General features: G+C 59.1%; 18 protein-coding genes. 15 read left to right on the top strand and 3 right to left on the bottom strand.

Annotated features, from left to right (window positions below; genetic code table 11):
* Nucleotides 1–121: 121 nt before the first annotated feature.
* The 11 genes from DK870_RS12150 (at nucleotide 122) to DK870_RS12100 (ending at nucleotide 14,192) form a co-directional block, all read left to right on the top strand.
* Nucleotides 122–2,935 (top strand): LPS-assembly protein LptD, encoded by a 2,814-nt coding sequence (locus DK870_RS12150; RefSeq protein WP_104994843.1) that lies wholly within the window; start codon nucleotides 122–124, stop codon nucleotides 2,933–2,935.
* Nucleotides 2,910–4,250 carry a peptidylprolyl isomerase gene (locus DK870_RS12145; protein WP_081087108.1) on the top strand — a complete coding sequence of 447 codons (1,341 nt, stop codon included), beginning with the start codon at nucleotides 2,910–2,912 and terminating at the stop codon, nucleotides 4,248–4,250. The genes DK870_RS12150 and DK870_RS12145 overlap by 26 nt, the downstream gene beginning before the upstream one ends.
* Nucleotides 4,247–5,236 carry a 4-hydroxythreonine-4-phosphate dehydrogenase PdxA gene (pdxA, locus tag DK870_RS12140; protein ID WP_161548726.1) on the top strand — a complete coding sequence of 330 codons (990 nt, stop codon included), beginning with the start codon at nucleotides 4,247–4,249 and terminating at the stop codon, nucleotides 5,234–5,236. The genes DK870_RS12145 and pdxA overlap by 4 nt, the downstream gene beginning before the upstream one ends.
* Nucleotides 5,233–6,045: a 16S rRNA (adenine(1518)-N(6)/adenine(1519)-N(6))-dimethyltransferase RsmA gene (gene rsmA / locus DK870_RS12135; RefSeq protein ID WP_161548725.1), complete on the top strand. Its 813-nt coding sequence runs from the start codon at nucleotides 5,233–5,235 to the stop codon at nucleotides 6,043–6,045. The genes pdxA and rsmA overlap by 4 nt, the downstream gene beginning before the upstream one ends.
* Nucleotides 6,046–6,174: 129 nt before the next feature.
* Nucleotides 6,175–6,555 (top strand): Co2+/Mg2+ efflux protein ApaG, encoded by a 381-nt coding sequence (gene apaG / locus DK870_RS12130; protein WP_060757279.1) that lies wholly within the window; start codon nucleotides 6,175–6,177, stop codon nucleotides 6,553–6,555.
* Nucleotides 6,555–7,406 carry a symmetrical bis(5'-nucleosyl)-tetraphosphatase gene (locus DK870_RS12125; protein WP_161548724.1) on the top strand — a complete coding sequence of 284 codons (852 nt, stop codon included), beginning with the start codon at nucleotides 6,555–6,557 and terminating at the stop codon, nucleotides 7,404–7,406. Before apaG ends, DK870_RS12125 begins: the two co-directional genes overlap by 1 nt.
* A 9-nt stretch (nucleotides 7,407–7,415) precedes the next feature.
* Nucleotides 7,416–7,745: a thiosulfate sulfurtransferase GlpE gene (gene glpE / locus DK870_RS12120; RefSeq protein ID WP_090368494.1), complete on the top strand. Its 330-nt coding sequence runs from the start codon at nucleotides 7,416–7,418 to the stop codon at nucleotides 7,743–7,745.
* 284 nt (nucleotides 7,746–8,029) lie between these two features.
* Entirely contained in the window at nucleotides 8,030–9,952 is a 1,923-nt protein-coding gene (locus tag DK870_RS12115) for a PrkA family serine protein kinase (RefSeq protein WP_060757276.1), read from the top strand.
* 113 nt (nucleotides 9,953–10,065) lie between these two features.
* Nucleotides 10,066–11,337: a YeaH/YhbH family protein gene (locus DK870_RS12110; protein ID WP_060757275.1), complete on the top strand. Its 1,272-nt coding sequence runs from the start codon at nucleotides 10,066–10,068 to the stop codon at nucleotides 11,335–11,337.
* Entirely contained in the window at nucleotides 11,334–12,899 is a 1,566-nt protein-coding gene (locus DK870_RS12105) for a SpoVR family protein (RefSeq protein WP_060757274.1), read from the top strand. The genes DK870_RS12110 and DK870_RS12105 overlap by 4 nt, the downstream gene beginning before the upstream one ends.
* Nucleotides 12,900–12,962: 63 nt before the next feature.
* On the top strand, nucleotides 12,963–14,192 hold the full coding sequence (locus DK870_RS12100; RefSeq protein ID WP_161548723.1) for a multifunctional CCA addition/repair protein: 1,230 nt from the start codon (nucleotides 12,963–12,965) through the stop codon (nucleotides 14,190–14,192).
* Nucleotides 14,193–14,267: 75 nt separating this feature from the next.
* On the opposite strand, the gene folK is transcribed toward DK870_RS12100, so the two are convergent.
* Together folK and folB are read right to left on the bottom strand one after the other, a co-directional pair.
* The gene (folK, locus tag DK870_RS12095; RefSeq protein ID WP_161548722.1) at nucleotides 14,268–14,786 is read right to left on the bottom strand and encodes a 2-amino-4-hydroxy-6-hydroxymethyldihydropteridine diphosphokinase; all 519 of its coding nucleotides are present in this window, start codon (nucleotides 14,784–14,786) and stop codon (nucleotides 14,268–14,270) included.
* Nucleotides 14,777–15,130 carry a dihydroneopterin aldolase gene (folB, locus tag DK870_RS12090; RefSeq protein ID WP_060757271.1) on the bottom strand — a complete coding sequence of 118 codons (354 nt, stop codon included), beginning with the start codon at nucleotides 15,128–15,130 and terminating at the stop codon, nucleotides 14,777–14,779. Before folB ends, folK begins: the two co-directional genes overlap by 10 nt.
* A gap of 74 nt (nucleotides 15,131–15,204) precedes the next feature.
* Here folB and plsY point away from each other — a divergent pair, with 74 nt between their 5' ends.
* A complete protein-coding gene (gene plsY / locus DK870_RS12085) occupies nucleotides 15,205–15,774 on the top strand; it encodes a glycerol-3-phosphate 1-O-acyltransferase PlsY (RefSeq protein WP_060757270.1) in 570 nt (189 codons plus the stop codon).
* A gap of 33 nt (nucleotides 15,775–15,807) precedes the next feature.
* On the opposite strand, the gene tsaD is transcribed toward plsY, so the two are convergent.
* Nucleotides 15,808–16,833, bottom strand: a complete 1,026-nt coding sequence (tsaD, locus tag DK870_RS12080) for a tRNA (adenosine(37)-N6)-threonylcarbamoyltransferase complex transferase subunit TsaD (protein WP_060757269.1) — start codon at nucleotides 16,831–16,833, stop codon at nucleotides 15,808–15,810.
* Nucleotides 16,834–17,035: 202 nt separating this feature from the next.
* Between tsaD and rpsU the strand changes: the two genes are divergently transcribed.
* From rpsU to rpoD, 3 genes are all read left to right on the top strand, one after another.
* Complete coding sequence (gene rpsU, locus DK870_RS12075; RefSeq protein WP_002551877.1) at nucleotides 17,036–17,251, top strand: 30S ribosomal protein S21; 216 nt, start codon at nucleotides 17,036–17,038, stop codon at nucleotides 17,249–17,251.
* 436 nt (nucleotides 17,252–17,687) lie between these two features.
* Entirely contained in the window at nucleotides 17,688–19,661 is a 1,974-nt protein-coding gene (gene dnaG, locus DK870_RS12070) for a DNA primase (protein WP_104994848.1), read from the top strand.
* A gap of 67 nt (nucleotides 19,662–19,728) precedes the next feature.
* A complete protein-coding gene (rpoD, locus tag DK870_RS12065; protein WP_161548721.1) occupies nucleotides 19,729–21,576 on the top strand; it encodes an RNA polymerase sigma factor RpoD in 1,848 nt (615 codons plus the stop codon).
* The last annotated feature ends 57 nt before the right edge of the window (nucleotides 21,577–21,633 follow it).

Here is a 21,633-nt window from a genome sequence, read left to right as displayed (position 1 = left end):
CTCCGACGGCGCTAGCCGTCAAGCGGGGCATGCTTTATTATCACGCATCTTTTTCAGACCATCGAGAGGCGTGCGGCCCAAACCGCGGGCAGATGGCACGCAGGAAGCCCGGACTAATAAGATGGCATTGAAATCCCCCGCGTTTCGTAGAAAATTTCCGTTGCTGGTAACCGGCAGTCTGCTGGCCATGCAACCTTTCGCCACCTCATTCGTGGTCGCCGCGGAACAGTATGACTGCTCAGTCTCTGCTTCGGGTGCCTGGGATTGCGCGCCGAAAACCGCCGCAGCCCCATTGCCGCCACGCCCGGTGCATGATGGCTCTGCCGTCAGCTCGGCAAACGGTACGCCACAAGGCGAAACCGGCAGCAGCGCCGACGCCGAACCCAAGACCATGCTGGTCACCGAAGCCAAGGGCCGTGGCCTGCGTTCGCGCAGCGCCGACTACAGCCACCTGGACTGGGTGCCTCGCGAGAAGCTGACCGCCGCCCAGCTGGCCGAAACCGGCCCGTATTGCGGCGGTGCGTACATCGAGCCGATGCGTCCTGGCATGAACGACAAGACAGCCAAGAGCGACGCACCGACGTTCATCGGCGCCAAGGCTTCTCGTTACGAGCAGGAACAACAGATCGCGACCTTGGCCGGTGACGTCGTCATGCGCCAGGGCAGCATGCAGATGGAAGCCCAGGAAGCCAGCCTGTATCAGGCCGAGAACCGTGGCGAGCTGAACGGCAACGTTCGCCTGCGCGACAACGGCGCCCTGATCGTGGGTGACCATGCCCAGGTACAGCTCGATACCGGTGCGGCGCAGATCGACAACGCCGAATACGTGATGCACAAGTCGCGCATCCGCGGTAACGCCCTGTACGCCAAGCGTGCCGAAAACGCGATCATCCGTCTCAAGGACGGTACGTACACCACCTGCGAGCCAGACAGCAACGCCTGGCAGCTCAAGGGCAACAACATCACGTTGAACCCTGCCACCGGTTTCGGTACGGCAACCAACGCGACGTTGCGGGTCAAGAACATCCCGATCCTCTACACCCCTTACATTTATTTCCCGATCGACAACCGTCGTCAATCCGGCTTCCTGCCGCCGAGCTTCAGCACGGGTGGCGAGACTGGCTTTACCCTGGTTACGCCGTACTACTTCAACCTGGCACCGAACTACGACGCCACGTTGTACCCGCAATACATGACCAAGCGCGGCCTGTTGATGGAAGGCGAATTCCGCTACCTCACCAAGTCCAGTGAAGGTCAGTTCGGCGGCGCGTACCTGAACGATGATAGCGACGAGCGGAAAAATCAGACCGACTACGAAAAAACTCGCTATATGCTCAATTGGCAGCATAAAGGTGGGTTGGATTCACGCCTGACGTCCCAGGTCGACTACACGAAGATCAGCGACCCTTACTACTTCCAGGATCTCAAGACCTATGAAGAAGGGGTTCAGAACCGTGACTTCCTTAACCAGCAAGGCTCCCTGACGTACCGGGGCGACTCGTACCAGGCCCGCCTGAACGTTCAAGCCTACCAATTGGCGACGATTTCCCAGATCACGCCGTATGATCGACTACCGCAAATCACCTTCAACGGTATGTTGCCGTATCATCCGGGCGGATTGAATTTCACCTATGAGACGGAAGCTGCCCGGTTTGAGCGGAGCCTTGAAAATGGCACGTTCACCGATGAAAACGGCGTCGTATCACCGCGACTGGATACTTATGTTACAGGCCTGACCCGTGCTAACGGCACACGCCTGAACGTTGCGCCAGCCGTAGAGTACCCAATGAACTGGACCTACGGTTTCATTACGCCGAAGCTCAAGTACGTTTATACCAAGTACGATCTTGATCTGGATGGCACGGGTAAAAACCAGATCATCGCTGCGCAAGCTGCCGCAGCGGCTACTGGCACCCAATATGCCGGTGGCGAATACAAGAGCTCCCAGGACCGTGCAATTCCGGTCGCAAGTATCGACAGTGGCCTGTACTTCGATCGCAATACCAATTGGTTCGGCAAAGATTATCGCCAGACCCTGGAACCGCGTGCGTACTACCTTTATGTTCCCAACAAGGACCAGAGCGATATCCCAGTATTCGATACCAGCGAATACTCGTTCAGCTATGCCTCGCTGTTCCGCGACAACCGCTTCAGCGGCAATGATCGGGTCGGCGATGAGAACAAGCTCTCCCTGGGTGTGACCAGCCGCTGGATCGAAGAAAACGGCTTCGAACGTCAACGTGTGTCCGTGGGCCAGGCGTTGTATTTCAAGGACCGTGAAGTCCAACTGCCCGGCGTCTTGGCTGCCGACCGTGCCGACGCACAGTCGAACGTATCGCCTATCGCTCTGGACTATGAGTTCCGCTTCAATCGCGATTGGCGTGCGACTGCCGACTACAACTGGGACCCTGACAGCCACAGCCCTCGCTCCGGCAGCGCCATGTTCCACTACCAGCCGGAAGACAACCCGAACAAGGTCGTCAACCTGGGTTATCGCTATCGCAACGACCAGGTGGTGTACAACCAGCTGACCGGCAAATGGCAGTTCGGTGGTGACTACGGGCAGCCAGGCGACCCGAATTTCGTGAAGGATTACTACAAAATCCAGCAACACGACTTCTCGATGATGTGGCCGATCGTTCCGCAGTGGAACCTGATCACCCGCTGGCAGTATGACTACGCCCGCAACCGTACCCTGGAAGCCTTCGGTGGTTTCGAGTACGACAACTGCTGCTGGAAACTGCGCGTTATCAATCGTTACTGGGTTTCCAACGACGAATATACCCAGATCGCCCCCCTTAACGAAAAGGGTGACCACGGGCTCTTCTTCCAGATCGTCCTTAAAGGACTCGGCGGCCTGACCGGCTCCAAGGTAGAGAGCTTCCTCGACAAAGGCATTCAAGGTTATCGTGAACGTGAAGATCAAGCTTTCTGATTGTCTGCGCCCGCTCGTGCTGGGCGCGCTGTTCCTGGGTACCGTATCGGCACACGCGGCCGTTCAACAGCTGGACAAAGTTGCGGCCATTGTCGATAACGACGTGATCATGCAGAGCCAGCTGGACCAACGGGTCAAGGAAGTGCAGCAAACCATCGCCAAGCGTGGCGGCGGTGTGCCACCGACCAGCGTTCTGGAGCCTCAGGTGCTGGAGCGCCTGATCGTCGAAAACCTGCAACTGCAGATCGGCGAACGTTCCGGCATCCGTATTTCGGATGAAGAGTTGAACCAGGCCGTCGGCACCATCGCTCAGCGCAACAACATGAGCATCGATCAGTTTCGCGCCGCCCTGGCTCACGATGGCCTGTCCTATGAGGACGCTCGTGACCAGATCAAGCGTGAAATGATCATCAGCCGTGTGCGTCAGCGTCGTGTGGCGGAGCGGGTCCAGGTTTCCGAACAGGAAGTGAAGAACTTCCTGGCTTCGGACCTGGGCAAGATGCAGCTCTCCGAGGAACTGCACCTGGCCAATATCCTGATCCCGACGCCGGACAGCGCCAACGCTGAGCAACTCAATGCCGCCGCGGCAAAAACCCAGGCCGTTTACGACCGCCTGAAGGCTGGCGCTGACTTTTCCCAGACCGCCATCGCCGTATCCGGCAGCGATAACGCCCTGGACGGTGGTGACATGGGCTGGCGTAAAGCCGCTCAGTTGCCGCCGCCGTTCGACCGCGAACTCAGCGCAATGCAAGTGGGTGATATCACCCAGCCTGCCCGTACGCCAGGCGGCTTCATCATCCTCAAGCTGTTGGGCAAGCGTGGCGGCGAGACCTCGCTGAAAGACGAAGTCCATGTTCGTCACATCCTGGTCAAGCCAAGTGAAATCCGCACCGAGGCACAAACCAAGGAGCTGGCGCAGAAGATCTATGACCGCATCGAAGGCGGTGAAGACTTCGCCACCCTGGCCAAGAGCTTCTCGGAAGACCCGGGTTCGGCGCTCAACGGCGGCGACCTGAACTGGATCGACCCGAAAGCCCTGGTGCCGGAGTTCCAGGACGTGATGGCCAAGACCCCGCAAGGCGTGCTGTCCAAGCCGTTCAAGACCCAATATGGCTGGCATGTACTGGAAGTCCTGGGCCGTCGCGCCACCGACAACACCACCCAGGCTCGCGAGCAACAAGCCCTGACCGTGCTGCGTAACCGCAAATACGACGAAGAGCTGCAAACCTGGTTGCGCCAGATCCGTGACGAAGCCTACGTTGAGAACAAGCTGCCAGGCGCCGAGCAAACAGGCACCAACCAGGCAAGCCAGTGAAACCCCAACGTTTTGCAGTCACACCCGGCGAGCCGGCCGGCATTGGTCCAGACCTCTGCCTGCTGCTCGCCTCGCAGCCCCAGCCACACCCCCTGATTGCCATTACCAACCGCGACCTGCTCCTTGAGCGGGCTGCGCAGTTGGGCGTGGCCGTCAACCTGCTGGATGTGGCGCCGGGCAACTGGCCTGATCTGCCGGCCCCCAAAGGCAGCCTGTATGTGTGGGATACCCCGTTGCCGGCCAAGGTGGTTGCCGGGCAACTGAACAAAGCCAACGCGGCCTTTGTGCTGGAAACACTGACCCGCGCCGGGCAAGGCTGCATGAACGGTGACTTCGCCGGCATGATCACCGCCCCTGTACACAAGGGTGTGATCAACGAGTCCGGCATCGCCTTCTCGGGCCATACCGAATTCCTCGCCGAACTGACCCATACCGCTCAAGTTGTGATGATGCTGGCGACTCGCGGCCTGCGCGTTGCCTTGGTGACGGCGCATCTGCCGCTGCGTGAGATTGCAGACGCCATCACCGCCGAACGGGTGGAGCGTGTCACACGCATCCTGCACGCCGACCTGCAACAGAAATTCGGCATCGCCCAACCGCGCATCCTGGTCTGCGGGCTCAACCCCCACGCCGGTGAAGGCGGCCACTTGGGCCATGAAGAAATCGACATCATTGAACCGACATTAGAGCGCCTGCGCCAAGAAGGCATGGATCTGCGTGGTCCACTGCCTGCGGACACTCTGTTTACCCCCAAATATCTGGAGCACTGCGATGCAGTGCTGGCGATGTACCATGACCAGGGGCTGCCCGTGCTGAAATACAAAGGCTTCGGCGCCGCAGTCAACGTGACATTGGGCCTGCCGATAATCCGTACCTCCGTCGACCATGGCACTGCCCTGGACCTGGCGGGCAGCGGCAAGATCGATACCGGCAGCCTGCACGTGGCCCTGGAAACCGCCTATCAGATGGCCGAGACCCGTATATGACTGAGCATTACCAACACCGGGCGCGCAAGCGCTTCGGGCAAAACTTCCTGCACGATGCGGGTGTAATCGACCGCATCCTGCGCTCCATCCATGCCAAGCCCGAAGACCGCCTGCTGGAAATCGGCCCGGGCCAGGGCGCACTGACCCAGGGCCTGTTGGCCAGCGGCGCTCAACTGGACGTGATTGAGCTGGACAAGGACCTGATCCCGATCCTCAATCAGCAGTTTGCCGGCAAGTCCAACTTCAACCTGCACCAGGGCGACGCGCTCAAGTTCGACTTCAACAGCCTCAATGCCGCGCCTAACAGCCTGCGTGTGGTCGGCAACCTGCCGTACAACATTTCCACACCGCTGATTTTCCATCTGCTGAACAACGCGGGGATCATCCGCGACATGCACTTCATGCTGCAAAAGGAAGTGGTTGAGCGTCTGGCAGCAGGTCCGGGTGGGGGTGATTGGGGTCGCCTGTCGATCATGGTCCAGTATCACTGCCGCGTGGAGCACTTGTTCAACGTCGGCCCTGGGGCGTTCAATCCGCCACCGAAGGTTGACTCGGCCATTGTGCGGCTGGTGCCTCACGCCGTACTGCCGCATCCCGCCAAGGACCATCGGTTGCTGGAGCGCGTGGTGCGTGAAGCATTCAACCAACGTCGCAAGACCTTGCGTAACACGCTCAAGGCGCTGCTGAGCAACGCCGAGATCGAAGCCGCCGGCGTCGATGGCGGCCTGCGCCCGGAGCAACTGGACCTGGCTGCGTTCGTGCGCCTGGCCGACCAGCTTGCCATCCAACCGCCGCTCGCCGCAGACTGAAGCCTGCCTCTGTGGGAGCCGGTTTACCCGCTCCCGCAGACAGCGAGTCTGGCCTAGTGCCCGCCTCATGGCCTAGACTGATCCGCATCTGCTGTCCTCCGCTTTTGCTTTTAAGGTAAGGCCTCTCGCATGTCCGATCCTCGCTACCAGATCGACGTCAGCGTCGTCACCCGCTTCCTCGCGGACCAATCGCAACCTGAACACAACCGTTTCGCCTTCGCCTATACCGTCACGGTGAAGAACAACGGGCTGGTGCCGGCCAAGCTGCTGTCGCGTCATTGGGTTATCACCGACGGTGACGGCCAGGTAGAGGAAGTACGCGGCGCGGGCGTTGTCGGCCAACAGCCATTGATCGACAGCGGCGCCAGCCACACTTATAGCAGCGGCACGGTCATGACCTCCAAGGTCGGCACCATGCAAGGCTCGTATCAAATGAAGGCCACCGATGGGAAGTTGTTCGACGCCATCATTGCGCCCTTTCGCCTCGCAGTGCCGGGAGCCCTGCACTGATGGCGACCTACGCGGTCGGCGACCTGCAAGGCTGCCTGGAGCCTCTCAAGTGCCTGCTTGAACAAGTGGGCTTCGACCCGGTGAATGATCGCCTGTGGTTGGTGGGTGATCTGGTCAACCGTGGCCCACAGTCACTGGAAACCCTGCGCTACCTCTATCGTTTTCGCGACTCACTGGTGTGCGTACTGGGCAACCACGACCTGCACCTGCTGGCGGCGGGCAATAACATCGAGCGCCTGAAAAAGAGCGATACCCTGCGGGAAATTCTCGAAGCGCCCGATCGTGTCGAGCTGCTCGACTGGCTCCGCCGACAAAAGCTCATGCATTATGACGAAGCCCGCAACACGGCCTTGGTCCACGCTGGCATCGCGCCGCAGTGGTCACTGAAGAAAGCCCTCAAGTGTGCCGCCGAAGTAGAAGCGGCGCTGGCCGATGACAACCTTTACACCGCCTATCTCGATGGCATGTACGGCAACGAGCCGGTGAAGTGGGACAACGACCTCAGCGGCGTCACCCGCCTGCGAGTGATCACCAACTACTTCACGCGCATGCGCTTCTGCACCGCCGAGGGCAAGCTGGACCTCAAAAGCAAGGAAGGCGTCGATACCGCGCTGCCTGGGTACAAGCCCTGGTTTGCCCATAAGGAGCGCAAGACCGGCGACACAAAGATCGTCTTCGGTCACTGGGCAGCCCTGGAAGGCAAGTGCGAAGAACCTGGCGTGTATGCCCTCGACACCGGTTGCGTGTGGGGCGGCGCCATGACCCTGATGAACATCGACACCGGCGAGCGCCTGAGCTGCCAGTGCCCACCCCCCGTGCCCGTCACACAGCCGACCGCCGCCAAGCCATAGGAGCCCGCCATGAGCGAATTCAAACGTATCCCCCCCGAACAAGCCCAGGCGTTGCGCGAGCAGGCCGCAGTGGTCGTGGATATCCGTGATCCCCAGGCGTACGCCGCGGGTCATATCAAGGGCGCCCAGCACCTGGACAACCACAACATCGCCGATTTCATCCGTGCGGCCGACCTCGACGCGCCGGTGATCGTGGCCTGCTACCACGGCAATTCCAGCCAGAGTGCCGCCGCCTACCTGATCAGCCAGGGCTTCTCCGACGTCTATAGCCTGGACGGTGGCTTCGAGCTATGGCGTACGACCTATCCTGCGGAAATTTCCTCAGGCGATTCGCAATAATTTTTTTCACACCCCGCTACCCCGCGTGACGCTTGGGCTCGCGCCGTTTCTGACGAACGGCGCAGCCAAACTAATTGCGCATCTCACCTTGACCTCCCGGATTCCGAACTATCCTTAAGCGCAGGCCATCCAAATCAGGGGAGAGCCGGTACACCGGCGTGCGGGTCATCGGTAGCGTTTCAGGGTGTTCTGGGGGGAAACGGTCATTGGCGTCCGCCAATGTCTGCCAGCATCGACTGATTGATCCGGCGTCGGCTCCACGTATCGAGCGAGGTGACGACGTCATGAGTATTTTCAGCCACTTCCAACAACGCTTCGCATCCACACAGCAGGAAGAACTCACGCTGCAAGAGTATCTTGAGCTGTGCAAACAGGACCGCAGCACCTATGCATCTGCCGCCGAGCGCCTGCTATTGGCGATCGGCGAGCCGGAACTGATAGACACCTCGAACAATTCGCGCCTGTCGCGAATATTCTCCAACAAGGTGATCCGGCGCTACCCGGCCTTTGAAGACTTCCACGGCATGGAAGAATGCATCGACCAGATCGTCTCCTACTTCCGCCATGCCGCCCAAGGCCTGGAAGAGAAGAAACAGATCCTCTATCTGCTGGGTCCGGTCGGCGGCGGCAAGTCGTCCCTGGCGGAAAAACTCAAACAACTGATCGAGAAGGTGCCCTTCTACGCCATCAAGGGCTCGCCGGTCTTCGAGTCGCCTTTGGGCCTGTTCAACGCCACGGAAGATGGCGCGATCCTCGAAGAGGACTTTGGCATTCCACGTCGCTATCTCAACACCATCATGTCGCCTTGGGCCACCAAGCGCCTGTCCGAGTTTGGCGGGGACATCAGCCAGTTCCGCGTGGTGAAACTCTACCCGTCGATCCTCAACCAGATCGGCGTAGCGAAAACCGAGCCAGGGGATGAGAACAACCAGGACATTTCCGCGCTGGTGGGTAAAGTCGATATCCGCAAGCTCGAAGAATTCCCGCAGAACGACGCCGACGCCTACAGCTACTCGGGCGCCCTGTGCCGGGCGAACCAGGGTTTGATGGAGTTCGTGGAGATGTTCAAGGCACCGATCAAGGTGCTGCACCCACTGCTGACCGCCACCCAGGAAGGCAACTACAACAGCACCGAAGGCCTGGGCGCGATTCCGTTCAACGGCATCCTGCTGGCCCACTCCAACGAATCGGAATGGCACACCTTCCGCAACAACAAGAACAACGAAGCCTTCATCGACCGTATCTATATCGTCAAGGTGCCTTACTGCCTGCGGGTCAGCGATGAAATCAAGATTTACGACAAGCTGCTGTTCAACAGTTCGCTGGCCAAGGCCCACTGCGCGCCCGACACCTTGAAGATGCTGGCGCAGTTCACCGTACTGTCACGTCTCAAGGAGCCGGAAAACTCGAATATCTATTCGAAGATGCGCGTATACGACGGCGAAAACCTCAAGGACACCGACCCCAAGGCCAAGTCGATCCAGGAGTACCGCGATACCGCAGGCGTGGACGAAGGCATGAACGGCCTGTCGACACGCTTTGCGTTCAAGATCCTCTCCAAGGTCTTCAACTTCGACCCTCACGAGATCGCCGCCAACCCGGTGCACCTGCTCTACGTTCTCGAACAGCAGATCGAACAGGAACAGTTCCAGGCGGAAACCCGCGAACGCTACCTGCGCTTCCTCAAGGAATACCTGGCGCCGCGCTACATCGAGTTCATCGGCAAGGAAATCCAGACCGCCTATCTGGAGTCCTACAGCGAATACGGCCAGAACATCTTCGACCGCTACGTGCTGTACGCCGACTTCTGGATCCAGGACCAGGAATACCGCGACCCGGAAACCGGCGAGATCCTCAACCGCGTGGCTCTCAACGAAGAACTGGAGAAGATCGAAAAACCGGCCGGCATCAGCAATCCGAAGGATTTCCGCAACGAAATCGTCAACTTCGTGCTGCGCGCCCGCGCCAACAACAATGGCAAGAACCCGACCTGGCTCAGCTACGAGAAGCTGCGGGTGGTCATCGAGAAAAAAATGTTCTCCAACACCGAGGATCTGCTGCCGGTCATCAGCTTCAATGCCAAGGCCAGCAAGGAGGATCAGCAAAAACACAACGATTTCGTCACACGAATGGTCGAGCGTGGCTACACCGACAAACAGGTGCGACTGCTCTCCGAGTGGTACCTGCGGGTTCGCAAATCGCAGTAAGGCAGCGACGGGCGCACACTGCCAGGCCTTTGGCCTGGCAGCTGACCGCTTGTCTCTAAGCTTCCAGCTCGCGGCTTGAAGCTTGTAACGTGAAGCTGCCCGGAGGGCTCCCCATGAGCTATGTGATCGACCGACGCCTCAATGGCAAGAACAAAAGCACGGTAAACCGCCAACGTTTCCTGCGGCGTTACCGTGACCACATCAAAAAGGCCGTTGAAGAGGCCGTCAGCCGTCGCTCCATCACCGACATGGAGCATGGTGAACAAATCAGCATTCCCGGACGGGACATCGACGAACCGGTGCTGCACCATGGGCGTGGCGGCAAGCAGACCGTGGTTCACCCCGGCAACAAGGAATTCACCACCGGCGAACATATCCAGCGCCCCCAGGGCGGAGGCGGCGGCAAGGGGCCGGGCAAAGCCGGTAACTCCGGCGAAGGCATGGATGAGTTCGTGTTCCAGATCACCCAGGAAGAATTCCTCGAATTCATGTTCGAAGACCTGGAACTGCCTAACCTGGTCAAACGCAACCTGACCGGCACCGACACCTTCAAGACCGTGCGCGCCGGCGTCAGTAACGAAGGTAACCCGTCCCGCATCAATATCATTCGCACCCTGCGCTCGGCGCATGCCCGACGTATTGCCCTGTCGGGCAGCAGTCGCGCAAAACTGAAGGAAGCCAAGGAAGAACTGGCCCGTCTTAAACGTGAAGAGCCAGACAACTTCGGCGATATTCAGGAAATCGAGGCGGAAATCGAGAAACTCAGCGCGCGTATTCACCGTGTGCCGTTTCTCGATACCTTCGACCTCAAATACAACCTGCTGGTGAAGCAGCCCAACCCCAGTTCCAAGGCCGTGATGTTCTGCCTGATGGATGTGTCCGGCTCCATGACCCAGGCCACCAAGGACATCGCCAAACGTTTCTTCATCCTGTTGTACCTGTTTCTCAAGCGGAACTACGACAAGATCGACGTAGTGTTCATTCGCCATCACACCAGCGCGCGGGAAGTGGACGAAGAAGAGTTTTTCTATTCACGGGAAACCGGCGGCACCATCGTGTCCAGCGCCTTGAAACTGATGCAGGAGATCATGGCCGAGCGCTATCCAGCCAATGAGTGGAACATCTACGCCGCCCAAGCCTCCGACGGTGACAACTGGAATGACGACTCGCCAATCTGCCGCGATATCCTGATCAACCAGATCATGCCGTTCGTGCAGTACTACACTTATGTTGAAATCACTCCCCGTGAGCATCAGGCCCTGTGGTTCGAATACGAACGCATCGGCGAAGCCTTTGCCGACACTTTCGCCCAGCAGCAACTGGTCTCGGCCGGCGATATCTACCCGGTCTTCCGTGAACTCTTCCAGCGCAGGTTAGTGACATGACCGCCAAAAAAGAGCAAAAACGCCAACCCATATCCACGGGCTCCGAGTGGACCTTTGAACTGATCCAGGCCTATGACCGGGAAATCAGCCGTATCGCGGCGGGCTATGCCCTGGACACCTACCCCAACCAGATCGAAGTGATCACCGCCGAACAGATGATGGATGCCTATGCCTCGGTGGGCATGCCCTTGGGCTATCACCATTGGTCCTACGGCAAGCACTTCCTTAGCACCGAGAAATCCTACACCCGTGGCCAGATGGGGCTGGCCTACGAGATCGTCATCAACTCCGACCCGTGCATCGCCTACCTGATGGAGGAAAACACCATCTGCATGCAGGCGCTGGTGGTGGCTCACGCCTGCTACGGGCACAACAGCTTCTTCAAGGGCAACTACCTGTTCCGCACCTGGACCGATGCCAGCTCGATCATCGATTACCTGGTGTTCGCCAAGCAGTACATCATGCAGTGCGAGGAACGCCATGGCATCGATGCGGTAGAGGATTTGCTCGACTCCTGCCATGCCCTGATGAACTACGGCGTTGATCGCTACAAACGCCCGTATCCGATCTCCGCCGAAGAAGAACGCCTGCGCCAGAAGGAGCGCGAGGAGCACCTGCAGAAGCAAATCAACGACCTGTGGCGCACCATTCCCAAACGTGCCGGTAAAAACAGCGACAAAGACAATGCGCGCTTCCCCGCCGAACCTCAGGAAAACATCCTGTATTTCCTGGAAAAACATGCACCGCTACTGGAGCCGTGGCAGCGAGAAATCGTGCGCATCGTGCGCAAGATCGCCCAGTATTTTTATCCACAGCGCCAGACCCAGGTGATGAACGAGGGCTGGGCAACGTTCTGGCACTACACCTTGATGAACGACCTGTACGACGAGGGGCTGGTCACTGACGGCTTCATGATGGAGTTCCTCACCTCGCACACCAGCGTGGTGTTCCAGCCCGGCTTCGACAGCCCGTATTACAACGGCATCAACCCCTATGCGCTGGGTTTTGCCATGTACCGCGACATCCGCCGCATGTGCGAGCACCCCACCGAGGAGGACCGCCGCTGGTTCCCGGAAATCGCCGGCAGCGACTGGCTGTCGACCATCAAGTTCGCCATGAGCAGCTTCAAGGATGAGAGCTTCATCCTGCAGTACCTGTCACCCAAGGTGATTCGTGACCTCAAATTGTTCAGCATTCTCGATGACGACCTCAAGGATGACCTGGTAGTCCCGGCCATCCATGATGAACCGGGTTACCGCACCATCCGCGAAACCCTGGCGGCGCAGTACAACCTGGGCAATCGCGAACCTAACGTGCAGATCTACAGCATCGACGTGCGCGGTGACCGCTCGCTGACGCTGCGTCACCAGCAGCACGATCGCAAACCCTTGGGCGAGTCCACCGAAGAAGTGCTCAAGCATCTGCATCGGCTGTGGGGCTTCGACATTCACCTGGAAACCCTGCAGGGCGATCAAGTGATGAAGACTCACCATGTGCCACCGCGCACCGATCACAACGACAACGACTACGGCCGCCTGGACCTGGCCGTCGTTCACCTCTGAAACGGCAAAGCCTCCATTGGTCCGGCACAGGCGGTATCCTGTGCGGCTAATGGAGGCTTTTTCATGAAAATCTACAAAGTCGGCGGTGCGGTACGTGACCGCTTGCTGGGCATATCGGTCACCGACATCGACCGCGTTGTGGTGGGCGCAACCGCCGAAGAAATGCTCGCCAAGGGTTATAAGCCTGTGGGCGCTGACTTTCCGGTGTTCCTGGACCCGAAAAACGGTGACGAATATGCCCTCGCCCGCACCGAGCGCAAAAGCGGCCGGGGCTACGGCGGCTTTGTGTTTCACGCCAGCCCCGAGGTCACGCTGGAAGAAGACCTGATTCGGCGCGACCTGACCATCAATGCCATGGCAGAGGACGATGAAGGCAACCTGATCGACCCCTACGGCGGCCAAAGCGATCTCGCTGCGCGCATCCTGCGTCATGTTTCCCCAGCTTTTGCTGAAGATCCCCTCCGTGTGCTGCGTGTTGCACGCTTTGCCGCGCGTTACGCTCATTTGGGTTTTACCGTGGCACCGCACACACTGGCACTGATGCGTCAGCTCAGCGAGTCCGGCGAACTGCAAGCGCTGACCCCGGAGCGTAGCTGGAAGGAAATATCCAGGGCGCTGATGGAGGATCAGCCAGAGGTGTTTATCCAGGTACTGCGCGACTGTGATGCGCTGAAAATCCTGATACCGGAAGTGAACGCGTTGTTCGGCGTACCACAGCCTGAAGCCCATCACCCCGAAATTGACACCGGCGTACACACCTTGAGCGTGCTGGCACAGGCCGCCCGGCATCAACACCCCCTGACGGTGCGCTGGGCCTGCCTGCTGCATGACTTGGGCAAGGGCCTGACGCCTGTGGATAAGTTGCCACAGCATATCGCTCACGAGCACAAGGGCCTGAAGTTGATCAAGGCGGTCAACGAGCGTTTCAAAGTGCCGAAGGATTGCCAGGATTTGGCGCTGCTGGTTGGCCAGTACCACACTCACGGACATCGTGCACTTGAGCTGAAAGCCTCGACGTTATTGGAGTTGCTGCAAAGTTTCGATGTGTACCGTCGACCCCAGCGCTTTGAGGAGTTTGTGGTGGCATGTGAAATGGATGCGCGGGGCCGCAAGGGTTTCGAGCAGCGTAGTTATCCACAGGCCGACTACTTACGCGGCGCGGCAACGGCAGCGCGCGAAGTGGCGGTAGCGCCCCTGCTGGAGAAAGGTTTCAAGGGCCCGGAGCTGGGCGAAGCCCTCAAGCGCGAGCGGCTCAAGGCGTTGAAGCACTACAAAGAGCAATATTCAGTGTAGAAGCGAGCTTGCCCGTGAGGATCGTCACACGGACTGCCTGGATTAACTCGCCTCTTGCGCGAGCAAGCTCGGCGCTTACAGAAGAGCGTTCGAAGTGAGTTGCTGGCCCTGCCATTCAAACCCGACAGGCGCCAGTACCTGGTCGATCCGCGCATCACGCCACAGCTCAGCCAACGGCTTGCCCGCCTCCGGATGCACACGATCGGGGGCCATCAACGACAACGGCCACAATACAAAGGCGTTCTTCAGTATTTCTGCCCGCGGCAGGATCAAACCATCGAAATTGCCCACCAACTCGCCATACAGCAGCACGTCAATATCCAACGGCAAGCCCTTGCGATCAGGCGCATAGCGGCCATTGTCGGCCTCGATGAATTTCAAACGACGGTCCAGCTCCATCAATGGCAGATCGGTGTAGCCCGACACCACCAGATTGAAGAACGGCCCGCTCTTGATACCCACCGGCTGGCTTTCGAACACCGCCGAACAACGCATATCGACCAGCAAACCCGCCAGCGCGTCCAGGCCGGCGCATAAGTGGGTTTCGCGCTCGATATTGCTGCCAAGACCAAGGTAAACCTGAGTTAGCGACATCCGCGCTCGATCTCCACACCCACGCCCTTGGCGGCCGGCACGGCACCCGGCTTGGTCAGTTTGAGGTGCAGCCAGGGAATCTGGAACTCGCTCATCAGCACTTCGGCCAAGCGCTCGGCAAAGGTTTCCACCAGCTGGAATTGAGCCTGCTCGGCAAACGCCTGGATACGTGCGGATACGCTGGCGTAATCCAGCGCCAGGGTCAGGTCGTCGCCGGCCGCAGCCGGGCGGTTATCCCAGGCGAAGCTCAGGTCCAGGCGCAGGCATTGCTTGATGCCGCGCTCCCAGTCGTAGGCCCCGATCACGGTGTCGACTTCCAGGCCTTCGATAAACACTCTGTCCAAGCACTCTTCTCCGCAGCACGACAAGGGCGCGATGCCCCGTTAGAATCAGGGCGTCCTCGCCCGGAATAGTTAGCATGTTTTGGTCACTGGCGATTCTCGCCTACCTGCTCGGCTCGCTGTCCTTTGCCATTTTGCTCAGCCGCCTGACGGGAAATCCCGACCCGCGAATGAGTGGCTCAGGCAATGCCGGTGCCACCAATATGTTGCGCCTGGCCGGCAAGAAACTCGCCGTGCTGACGTTGCTCGGCGATCTCTGCAAGGGCCTGTTGCCCGTGCTGATCGCCAGCCTTGTCGGTCTTTCCCTGCAACAGCAAGCCTGGGTAGGCGTGTGTGCCGTGCTGGGCCATCTGTTTCCACTGTACTTTCGTTTTCGCGGCGGTAAAGGTGTTGCCACGGCGGCCGGCATGCTGCTGGGGATCTACCCGCCGGCTGCGTTGCTGGCCGTACTGGCCTGGCTACTGACCTTCTACCTGACCCGCACCAGCTCGCTGGCCGCGCTGATCGCCACACCGCTCACCCTGCCCCTGCTCGCATGGCAGGAGCCTGCGGCGCTGTTGCCGATGAGCGTGTTGACGCTGCTGATTGTCTGGCGTCACCGCGGCAATTTACGCGACCTGTTTGCCGGGCGCGAACGGCATTTTTAAATGCCGTCGATGAACCCGGCTCGCACCGCCCCCTTACAACGGTGAAAGCTGCTCCATCGGCCAACGCGCCTGCACGCTGATGGCCAGGCTTTCATGCTGCCCGGCCTGCAGACGCTGGCAACCGGCATAGGCGATCATCGCGCCGTTGTCGGTGCAGAACTCTGGCCGCGCATAGAACACGTCGCCCTGCATGTCGCCGAGCATTTTTTCCAGCGAGATACGCAATGCCTTGTTGGCGCTGACGCCGCCTGCAATCACCAGGCGCTTCATCCCTGCCTGTTTCAGGGCGCGCTTGCACTTGATGGTCAAAGTCTCCACCACGGCCTGCTGGAACGCCAGCGCAATGTCGCAACGGGCTTGTTCACTGTCGTCCCCGGCGCTGACGCTTTGCTGCCAGGTATTGAGCGCAGAGGTTTTCAAGCCGCTGAAGCTGAACATCAAGCCAGGGCGATCGCACATCGGGCGCGGGAACGTATGACGCCCCGGTACGCCCTTTTCGGCCAGACGCGCAATTTCAGGGCCACCGGGATAGTTGAGGCCCATCATCTTCGCGGTCTTGTCGAAAGCCTCACCAGCAGCATCATCCAGCGATTCGCCCAAAAGCGTGTATTGGCCGATGCCATCGACCTGAACCAGCTGCGTATGGCCGCCGGAAACCAACAAAGCGACGAACGGAAACTCTGGCGGTGTTTTTTCCAGCATGGGGGCTAATAAATGGCCCTCCATGTGGTGCACACCGAGGGCTGGAATGCCCCAGGCAAAGGCCAGCGCCTGAGCGCAAGACGCCCCAACCAGCAAGGCTCCAACCAGTCCGGGGCCTGCGGTGTAAGCAATTGCGTCGATCTCGGTCGGCACACAGCCGGCCTCATCCAACACCTGGCGAATCAACGGCAGCATGCGTTTGACATGATCGCGGCTGGCCAGCTCCGGCACCACGCCGCCATAGGCACGATGCAGGTCGATCTGACTGAACAGTGCATCGGCCAAAAGCCCGCGTTCACTGTCGTAAAGTGCGACGCCGGTTTCGTCGCAGGAGGTTTCAAGTCCCAGTACTAGCATGGGTTTGCGCCTTGTAGAGGCTGAATTCGAAGGCGCGCATAATAGTCGCCACTCCCCCTCCCGACTAGCGGTTTTCGATCAGAGGCTTTGCATTCCGGGCAATGAGGGGTTAACATCCGCAACCCTTAAAAACCGACGACCTCAGCCGCGAATGTTTTGCGACGAGAACGTTGATCCCGGTAATGAAAGAAGGTAGCTCTGGATGCCAGCCGTCAAAGTTAAAGAGAACGAACCCTTCGACGTAGCTCTGCGTCGTTTCAAGCGCTCCTGCGAAAAAGCCGGTGTACTGGCTGAAGTTCGTAGCCGCGAATTTTACGAGAAGCCAACTTCTGAGCGTAAGCGCAAAGCAGCAGCCGCTGTTAAGCGTCACGCCAAGAAAGTTCAGCGCGAACAGCGCCGCGCCGTTCGTCTGTACTAATACACAGACGATCGTAGCAAGCTTCTGCCAAAGCCCGGCCTTCAGCCGGGCTGCTGGCATTTGCGGATATCGCTTGATGCTTCACTGTTGACGCCGCACACGCGACCGATACATAGCTTCACACGTCAGGACTGGCTCTTTTGCCAGCGGTGCACGTCTCTTCTGACGAGCCTAACAAGGCTACTGACGAGCACACTTATTTTTCAACAGACGATCAATCGTATCGGCTGCGCCCCTTTTCCGAGGCCGATCATTGGCCAAGACCGGAAACCCGGGCAACATTTCCAAGCCGAAGACTGATAGAAATTAACGTCAGTGAATGCTCGGCAGATACACTCCCTGACAGCCCAAGCAGACAATTGTTGATCAAGCCGTGAATCCCTGTGCTTGAGCGCTTGATGGGCCCTCATTTACACGCAGTGATGACGAGAACGCCATGGCCGGGCTAATTCCCCAGAGCTTTATTGACGACCTTCTGAACCGCACCGACATCGTCGATGTTGTCAGCTCGCGCCTGCAAATGAAGAAGGCGGGTAAAAACTACACCGCCTGCTGCCCGTTCCACAAAGAAAAGACTCCGTCGTTCAGCGTCAGCCCCGACAAACAGTTCTACTACTGTTTCGGCTGCGGCGCAGGCGGCAACGCCCTCGGCTTCATCATGGACCACGACAACCTGGACTTCCCCCAGGCCGTCGAGGAACTGGCGAAAGCCGCCGGCATGGAAATCCCCCGTGAAGAAAGTGGTCGCGCGCACAAACCACGGCAGCCCACCGACTCACCGCTCTACCCGCTGCTGACCGCCGCTGCCGACTTCTATCGCCAGGCACTTAAAAGCCACCCGCAGCGCAAGGCCGCCGTCGATTACCTCAAGGGGCGCGGCCTTACCGGCGAGATCGCCCGCGATTTCGGCCTGGGCTTTGCCCCTCCCGGCTGGGACAATCTGTACAAGCACCTGAGCAGCGATACGCTGCAGCAAAAGGCCATGATTGATGCTGGCCTGCTGGTGGAAAACGCCGAGACCGGCAAACGTTACGACCGTTTCCGCGACCGCGTGATGTTTCCGATCCGCGACAGCCGCGGCCGGATCATCGCCTTTGGTGGCCGGGTACTGGGGGACGACAAACCCAAGTACCTGAACTCGCCGGAAACGCCGGTATTCCACAAAGGCCAGGAGCTGTACGGCCTGTTCGAGGCGCGCAAGCACAACCGCAACCTTGATGAAATCATCGTGGTTGAAGGCTACATGGACGTCATCGCCCTGGCCCAGCAAGGCCTGCGCAATGCCGTGGCGACGCTGGGCACCGCCACCAGCGAAGAACATATGAAACGCCTGTTTCGCGTCGTGCCCAGCGTGCTGTTCTGCTTCGACGGCGACCAAGCCGGGCGCAATGCCGCCTGGCGCGCACTCGAAGCCACGCTGTCGAGCTTGCAGGATGGGCGTAGGGCGCGCTTTCTGTTCCTGCCCGAAGGCGAAGACCCGGACACACTGGTTCGTTCCGAAGGTACCGACGCGTTTCGCGCACGCATCAATCAGCACGCCCAGCCACTGGCGGATTATTTCTTCCAGCAACTGACCGAAGAAGCCGACCCGCGCTCCCTCGAAGGCAAGGCGCACATGGCCACCCTCGCGGCACCGCTGATCGACAAAGTCCCAGGCGCCAACCTGAAATCACTGATGCGCATGCGCCTGCTGGAAATCACCGGATTGAGCGGGGATGCCGTCAGCCAGCTGGTGCACAGCGCGCCACCGGACGCACCGCCGGCCTATGACCCAGGCATGGATTACGACGCCATGCCGGATTATTCCGACTTCCACCAACCGCAGGAGGCCTACACGCCCCAGCAGGAGTGGACAGCGAAGAAACCCGGCGCCGGCGGCAAGAAATGGGACAACAAGAAACCCTGGAGCAAGAACGGCAAGCGCGGCGACCGCGATGAAGCCTATGCGCCACGTACTCCGGTAGCGGTTGAAGCGCCCATGCTTATCGCATTGCGCACGCTTATTCATCACCCGCAACTGGCGGGAAAGGTTGAAAGCGCCGACCACTTTGCCAATGAAAGCAACAGCTATGCTCAGGTACTGATCGCCTTGATCGAGGCGGTGCAGAAAAATCCCAAGCTAAACTCAATTCAATTGATGGCTCGTTGGCATGGCACCGAACAGGGGCGCCTCTTGAGAGCACTCGCGGAAAAGGAGTGGCTAATTGACGGCGATAACCTTGAACAACAATTTTTAGACACCATTACTAGGTTATCTGCGGGTCAGCACACGCAGACCCTCGATGACCTCATCAAAAGAGCAAGGCAGCCGGGATTGTCGGCTGAAGAGCAAATTCAGATAGCAAAACAGATGCGCGACCTCTTAAAACAGAACGTTTGCGCATCAAACCCGACCTCAGCTGGCGTGTGAGGTCATAGCTCGGGTATAATCCTCGGCTTGTTTTTTGCCCGCCAAGACCTTCAGTGGATAGGGTGTTATGTCCGGAAAAGCGCAACAGCAGTCTCGTATTATTGAGTTGATCAAACTGGGTCGTGAGCAGAAGTATCTGACTTACGCCGAGGTCAACGACCACCTGCCCGAGGATATTTCAGATCCTGAGCAGGTGGAAGACATCATCCGCATGATTAACGACATGGGGATCCCCGTACACGAGAGTGCTCCGGATGCGGACGCCCTTATGTTGGCCGACGCCGATACCGACGAGGCTGCCGCTGAAGAAGCGGCTGCCGCGCTGGCTGCTGTGGAGACCGATATCGGTCGTACCACCGACCCTGTGCGCATGTATATGCGTGAAATGGGTACCGTCGAGCTGCTGACACGCGAAGGCGAAATCGAAATCGCCAAGCGTATCGAAGAGGGTATCCGTGAAGTGATGGGCGCAATCGCGCACTTCCCTGGCACGGTTGACCACATTCTCTCCGAGTACAACCGCGTTACCAGCGAAGGTGGCCGCCTGTCGGACGTCCTGAGCGGTTATATCGACCCGGACGACGGCATTGCGCCGCCGGCTGCCGAAGTACCGCCGCCTGTCGATGCCAAGGTTGCAAAAGCGGACGACGACTCCGACGACGACGAAGCTGAATCCAGCGACGACGAAGAAGAAGCCGAAAGCGGTCCAGACCCGATCATCGCTGCCCAGCGTTTCGGTGCGGTTTCCGATCAAATGGAAATCACCCGCAAGGCCCTGAAGAAGCACGGTCGCACCAACAAGCAGGCAATTGCCGAGCTGCTGGCGTTGGCTGAGCTGTTCATGCCGATCAAGCTGGTACCGAAGCAATTCGAAGGCCTGGTTGAACGTGTTCGCAGTGCACTTGAGCGTCTGCGTGCTCAAGAACGCGCAATCATGCAACTGTGTGTACGTGATGCACGCATGCCGCGCGCCGACTTCCTGCGCCAGTTCCCAGGCAACGAAGTTGACGAAAGCTGGTCCGACTCGCTGGCCAAGGGCAAGGCGAAATACGCTGAAGCCATTGGTCGCGTGCAACCGGACATCATTCGCTGCCAGCAGAAGCTGACCGCGCTTGAGACCGAAACCGGCCTGACCATTGCTGAAATCAAGGACATCAACCGTCGCATGTCGATCGGTGAGGCCAAGGCCCGCCGCGCGAAGAAAGAGATGGTTGAAGCGAACTTGCGTCTGGTGATCTCGATCGCCAAGAAGTACACCAACCGCGGCCTGCAATTCCTCGACCTGATCCAGGAAGGCAACATCGGCCTGATGAAGGCTGTGGACAAGTTCGAATACCGTCGCGGCTACAAGTTCTCGACTTATGCCACCTGGTGGATCCGTCAGGCGATCACTCGCTCGATCGCCGACCAGGCCCGCACCATCCGTATTCCGGTGCACATGATCGAGACCATCAACAAGCTCAACCGCATTTCCCGGCAGATGTTGCAGGAAATGGGTCGCGAACCGACCCCGGAAGAGCTGGGCGAACGCATGGAAATGCCTGAGGATAAAATCCGCAAGGTATTGAAGATCGCTAAAGAGCCGATCTCCATGGAAACGCCAATTGGTGATGACGAAGACTCCCATCTGGGTGACTTCATCGAAGACTCGACCATGCAGTCGCCAATCGATGTCGCCACCGTTGAGAGCCTCAAAGAAGCGACTCGCGACGTACTGTCCGGCCTTACTGCCCGTGAAGCCAAGGTACTGCGCATGCGTTTCGGCATCGACATGAATACCGACCACACCCTTGAGGAAGTCGGTAAGCAATTTGACGTGACCCGTGAGCGGATTCGTCAGATCGAAGCCAAGGCGCTGCGCAAGCTGCGCCACCCGACGCGAAGCGAGCATCTGCGCTCCTTCCTCGACGAGTGATACCAGAACCCCCGGCCCAGGCCGGGGGTTTTGCTTTCTACAGATAAAACGCTCTGT

Origin of the sequence: Pseudomonas sp. Q1, from assembly GCF_009935975.1 — a bacterium.
Classification (GTDB): domain Bacteria; phylum Pseudomonadota; class Gammaproteobacteria; order Pseudomonadales; family Pseudomonadaceae; genus Aquipseudomonas; species Aquipseudomonas palleroniana.
This window is presented reverse-complemented; position numbering and strand designations above follow the sequence as displayed.

What these genes read in the sequence shown, in the direction of transcription:
- apaG (WP_060757279.1), top strand. Translation starts at nt 6,175, where the DNA reads ATGTCCGATCCTCGCTACCAGATCGACGTCAGCGTCGTCACCCGCTTC.
- plsY (WP_060757270.1), top strand. Translation starts at nt 15,205, where the DNA reads ATGTTTTGGTCACTGGCGATTCTCGCCTACCTGCTCGGCTCGCTGTCC.
- DK870_RS12115 (WP_060757276.1), top strand. Translation starts at nt 8,030, where the DNA reads ATGAGTATTTTCAGCCACTTCCAACAACGCTTCGCATCCACACAGCAG.
- DK870_RS12100 (WP_161548723.1), top strand. Translation starts at nt 12,963, where the DNA reads ATGAAAATCTACAAAGTCGGCGGTGCGGTACGTGACCGCTTGCTGGGC.
- dnaG (WP_104994848.1), top strand. Translation starts at nt 17,688, where the DNA reads ATGGCCGGGCTAATTCCCCAGAGCTTTATTGACGACCTTCTGAACCGC.
- rpsU (WP_002551877.1), top strand. Translation starts at nt 17,036, where the DNA reads ATGCCAGCCGTCAAAGTTAAAGAGAACGAACCCTTCGACGTAGCTCTG.
- glpE (WP_090368494.1), top strand. Translation starts at nt 7,416, where the DNA reads ATGAGCGAATTCAAACGTATCCCCCCCGAACAAGCCCAGGCGTTGCGC.
- tsaD (WP_060757269.1), bottom strand. Translation starts at nt 16,833, where the DNA reads ATGCTAGTACTGGGACTTGAAACCTCCTGCGACGAAACCGGCGTCGCA.
- rpoD (WP_161548721.1), top strand. Translation starts at nt 19,729, where the DNA reads ATGTCCGGAAAAGCGCAACAGCAGTCTCGTATTATTGAGTTGATCAAA.
- folK (WP_161548722.1), bottom strand. Translation starts at nt 14,786, where the DNA reads ATGTCGCTAACTCAGGTTTACCTTGGTCTTGGCAGCAATATCGAGCGC.
- DK870_RS12150 (WP_104994843.1), top strand. Translation starts at nt 122, where the DNA reads ATGGCATTGAAATCCCCCGCGTTTCGTAGAAAATTTCCGTTGCTGGTA.
- DK870_RS12110 (WP_060757275.1), top strand. Translation starts at nt 10,066, where the DNA reads ATGAGCTATGTGATCGACCGACGCCTCAATGGCAAGAACAAAAGCACG.
- rsmA (WP_161548725.1), top strand. Translation starts at nt 5,233, where the DNA reads ATGACTGAGCATTACCAACACCGGGCGCGCAAGCGCTTCGGGCAAAAC.
- DK870_RS12125 (WP_161548724.1), top strand. Translation starts at nt 6,555, where the DNA reads ATGGCGACCTACGCGGTCGGCGACCTGCAAGGCTGCCTGGAGCCTCTC.
- DK870_RS12105 (WP_060757274.1), top strand. Translation starts at nt 11,334, where the DNA reads ATGACCGCCAAAAAAGAGCAAAAACGCCAACCCATATCCACGGGCTCC.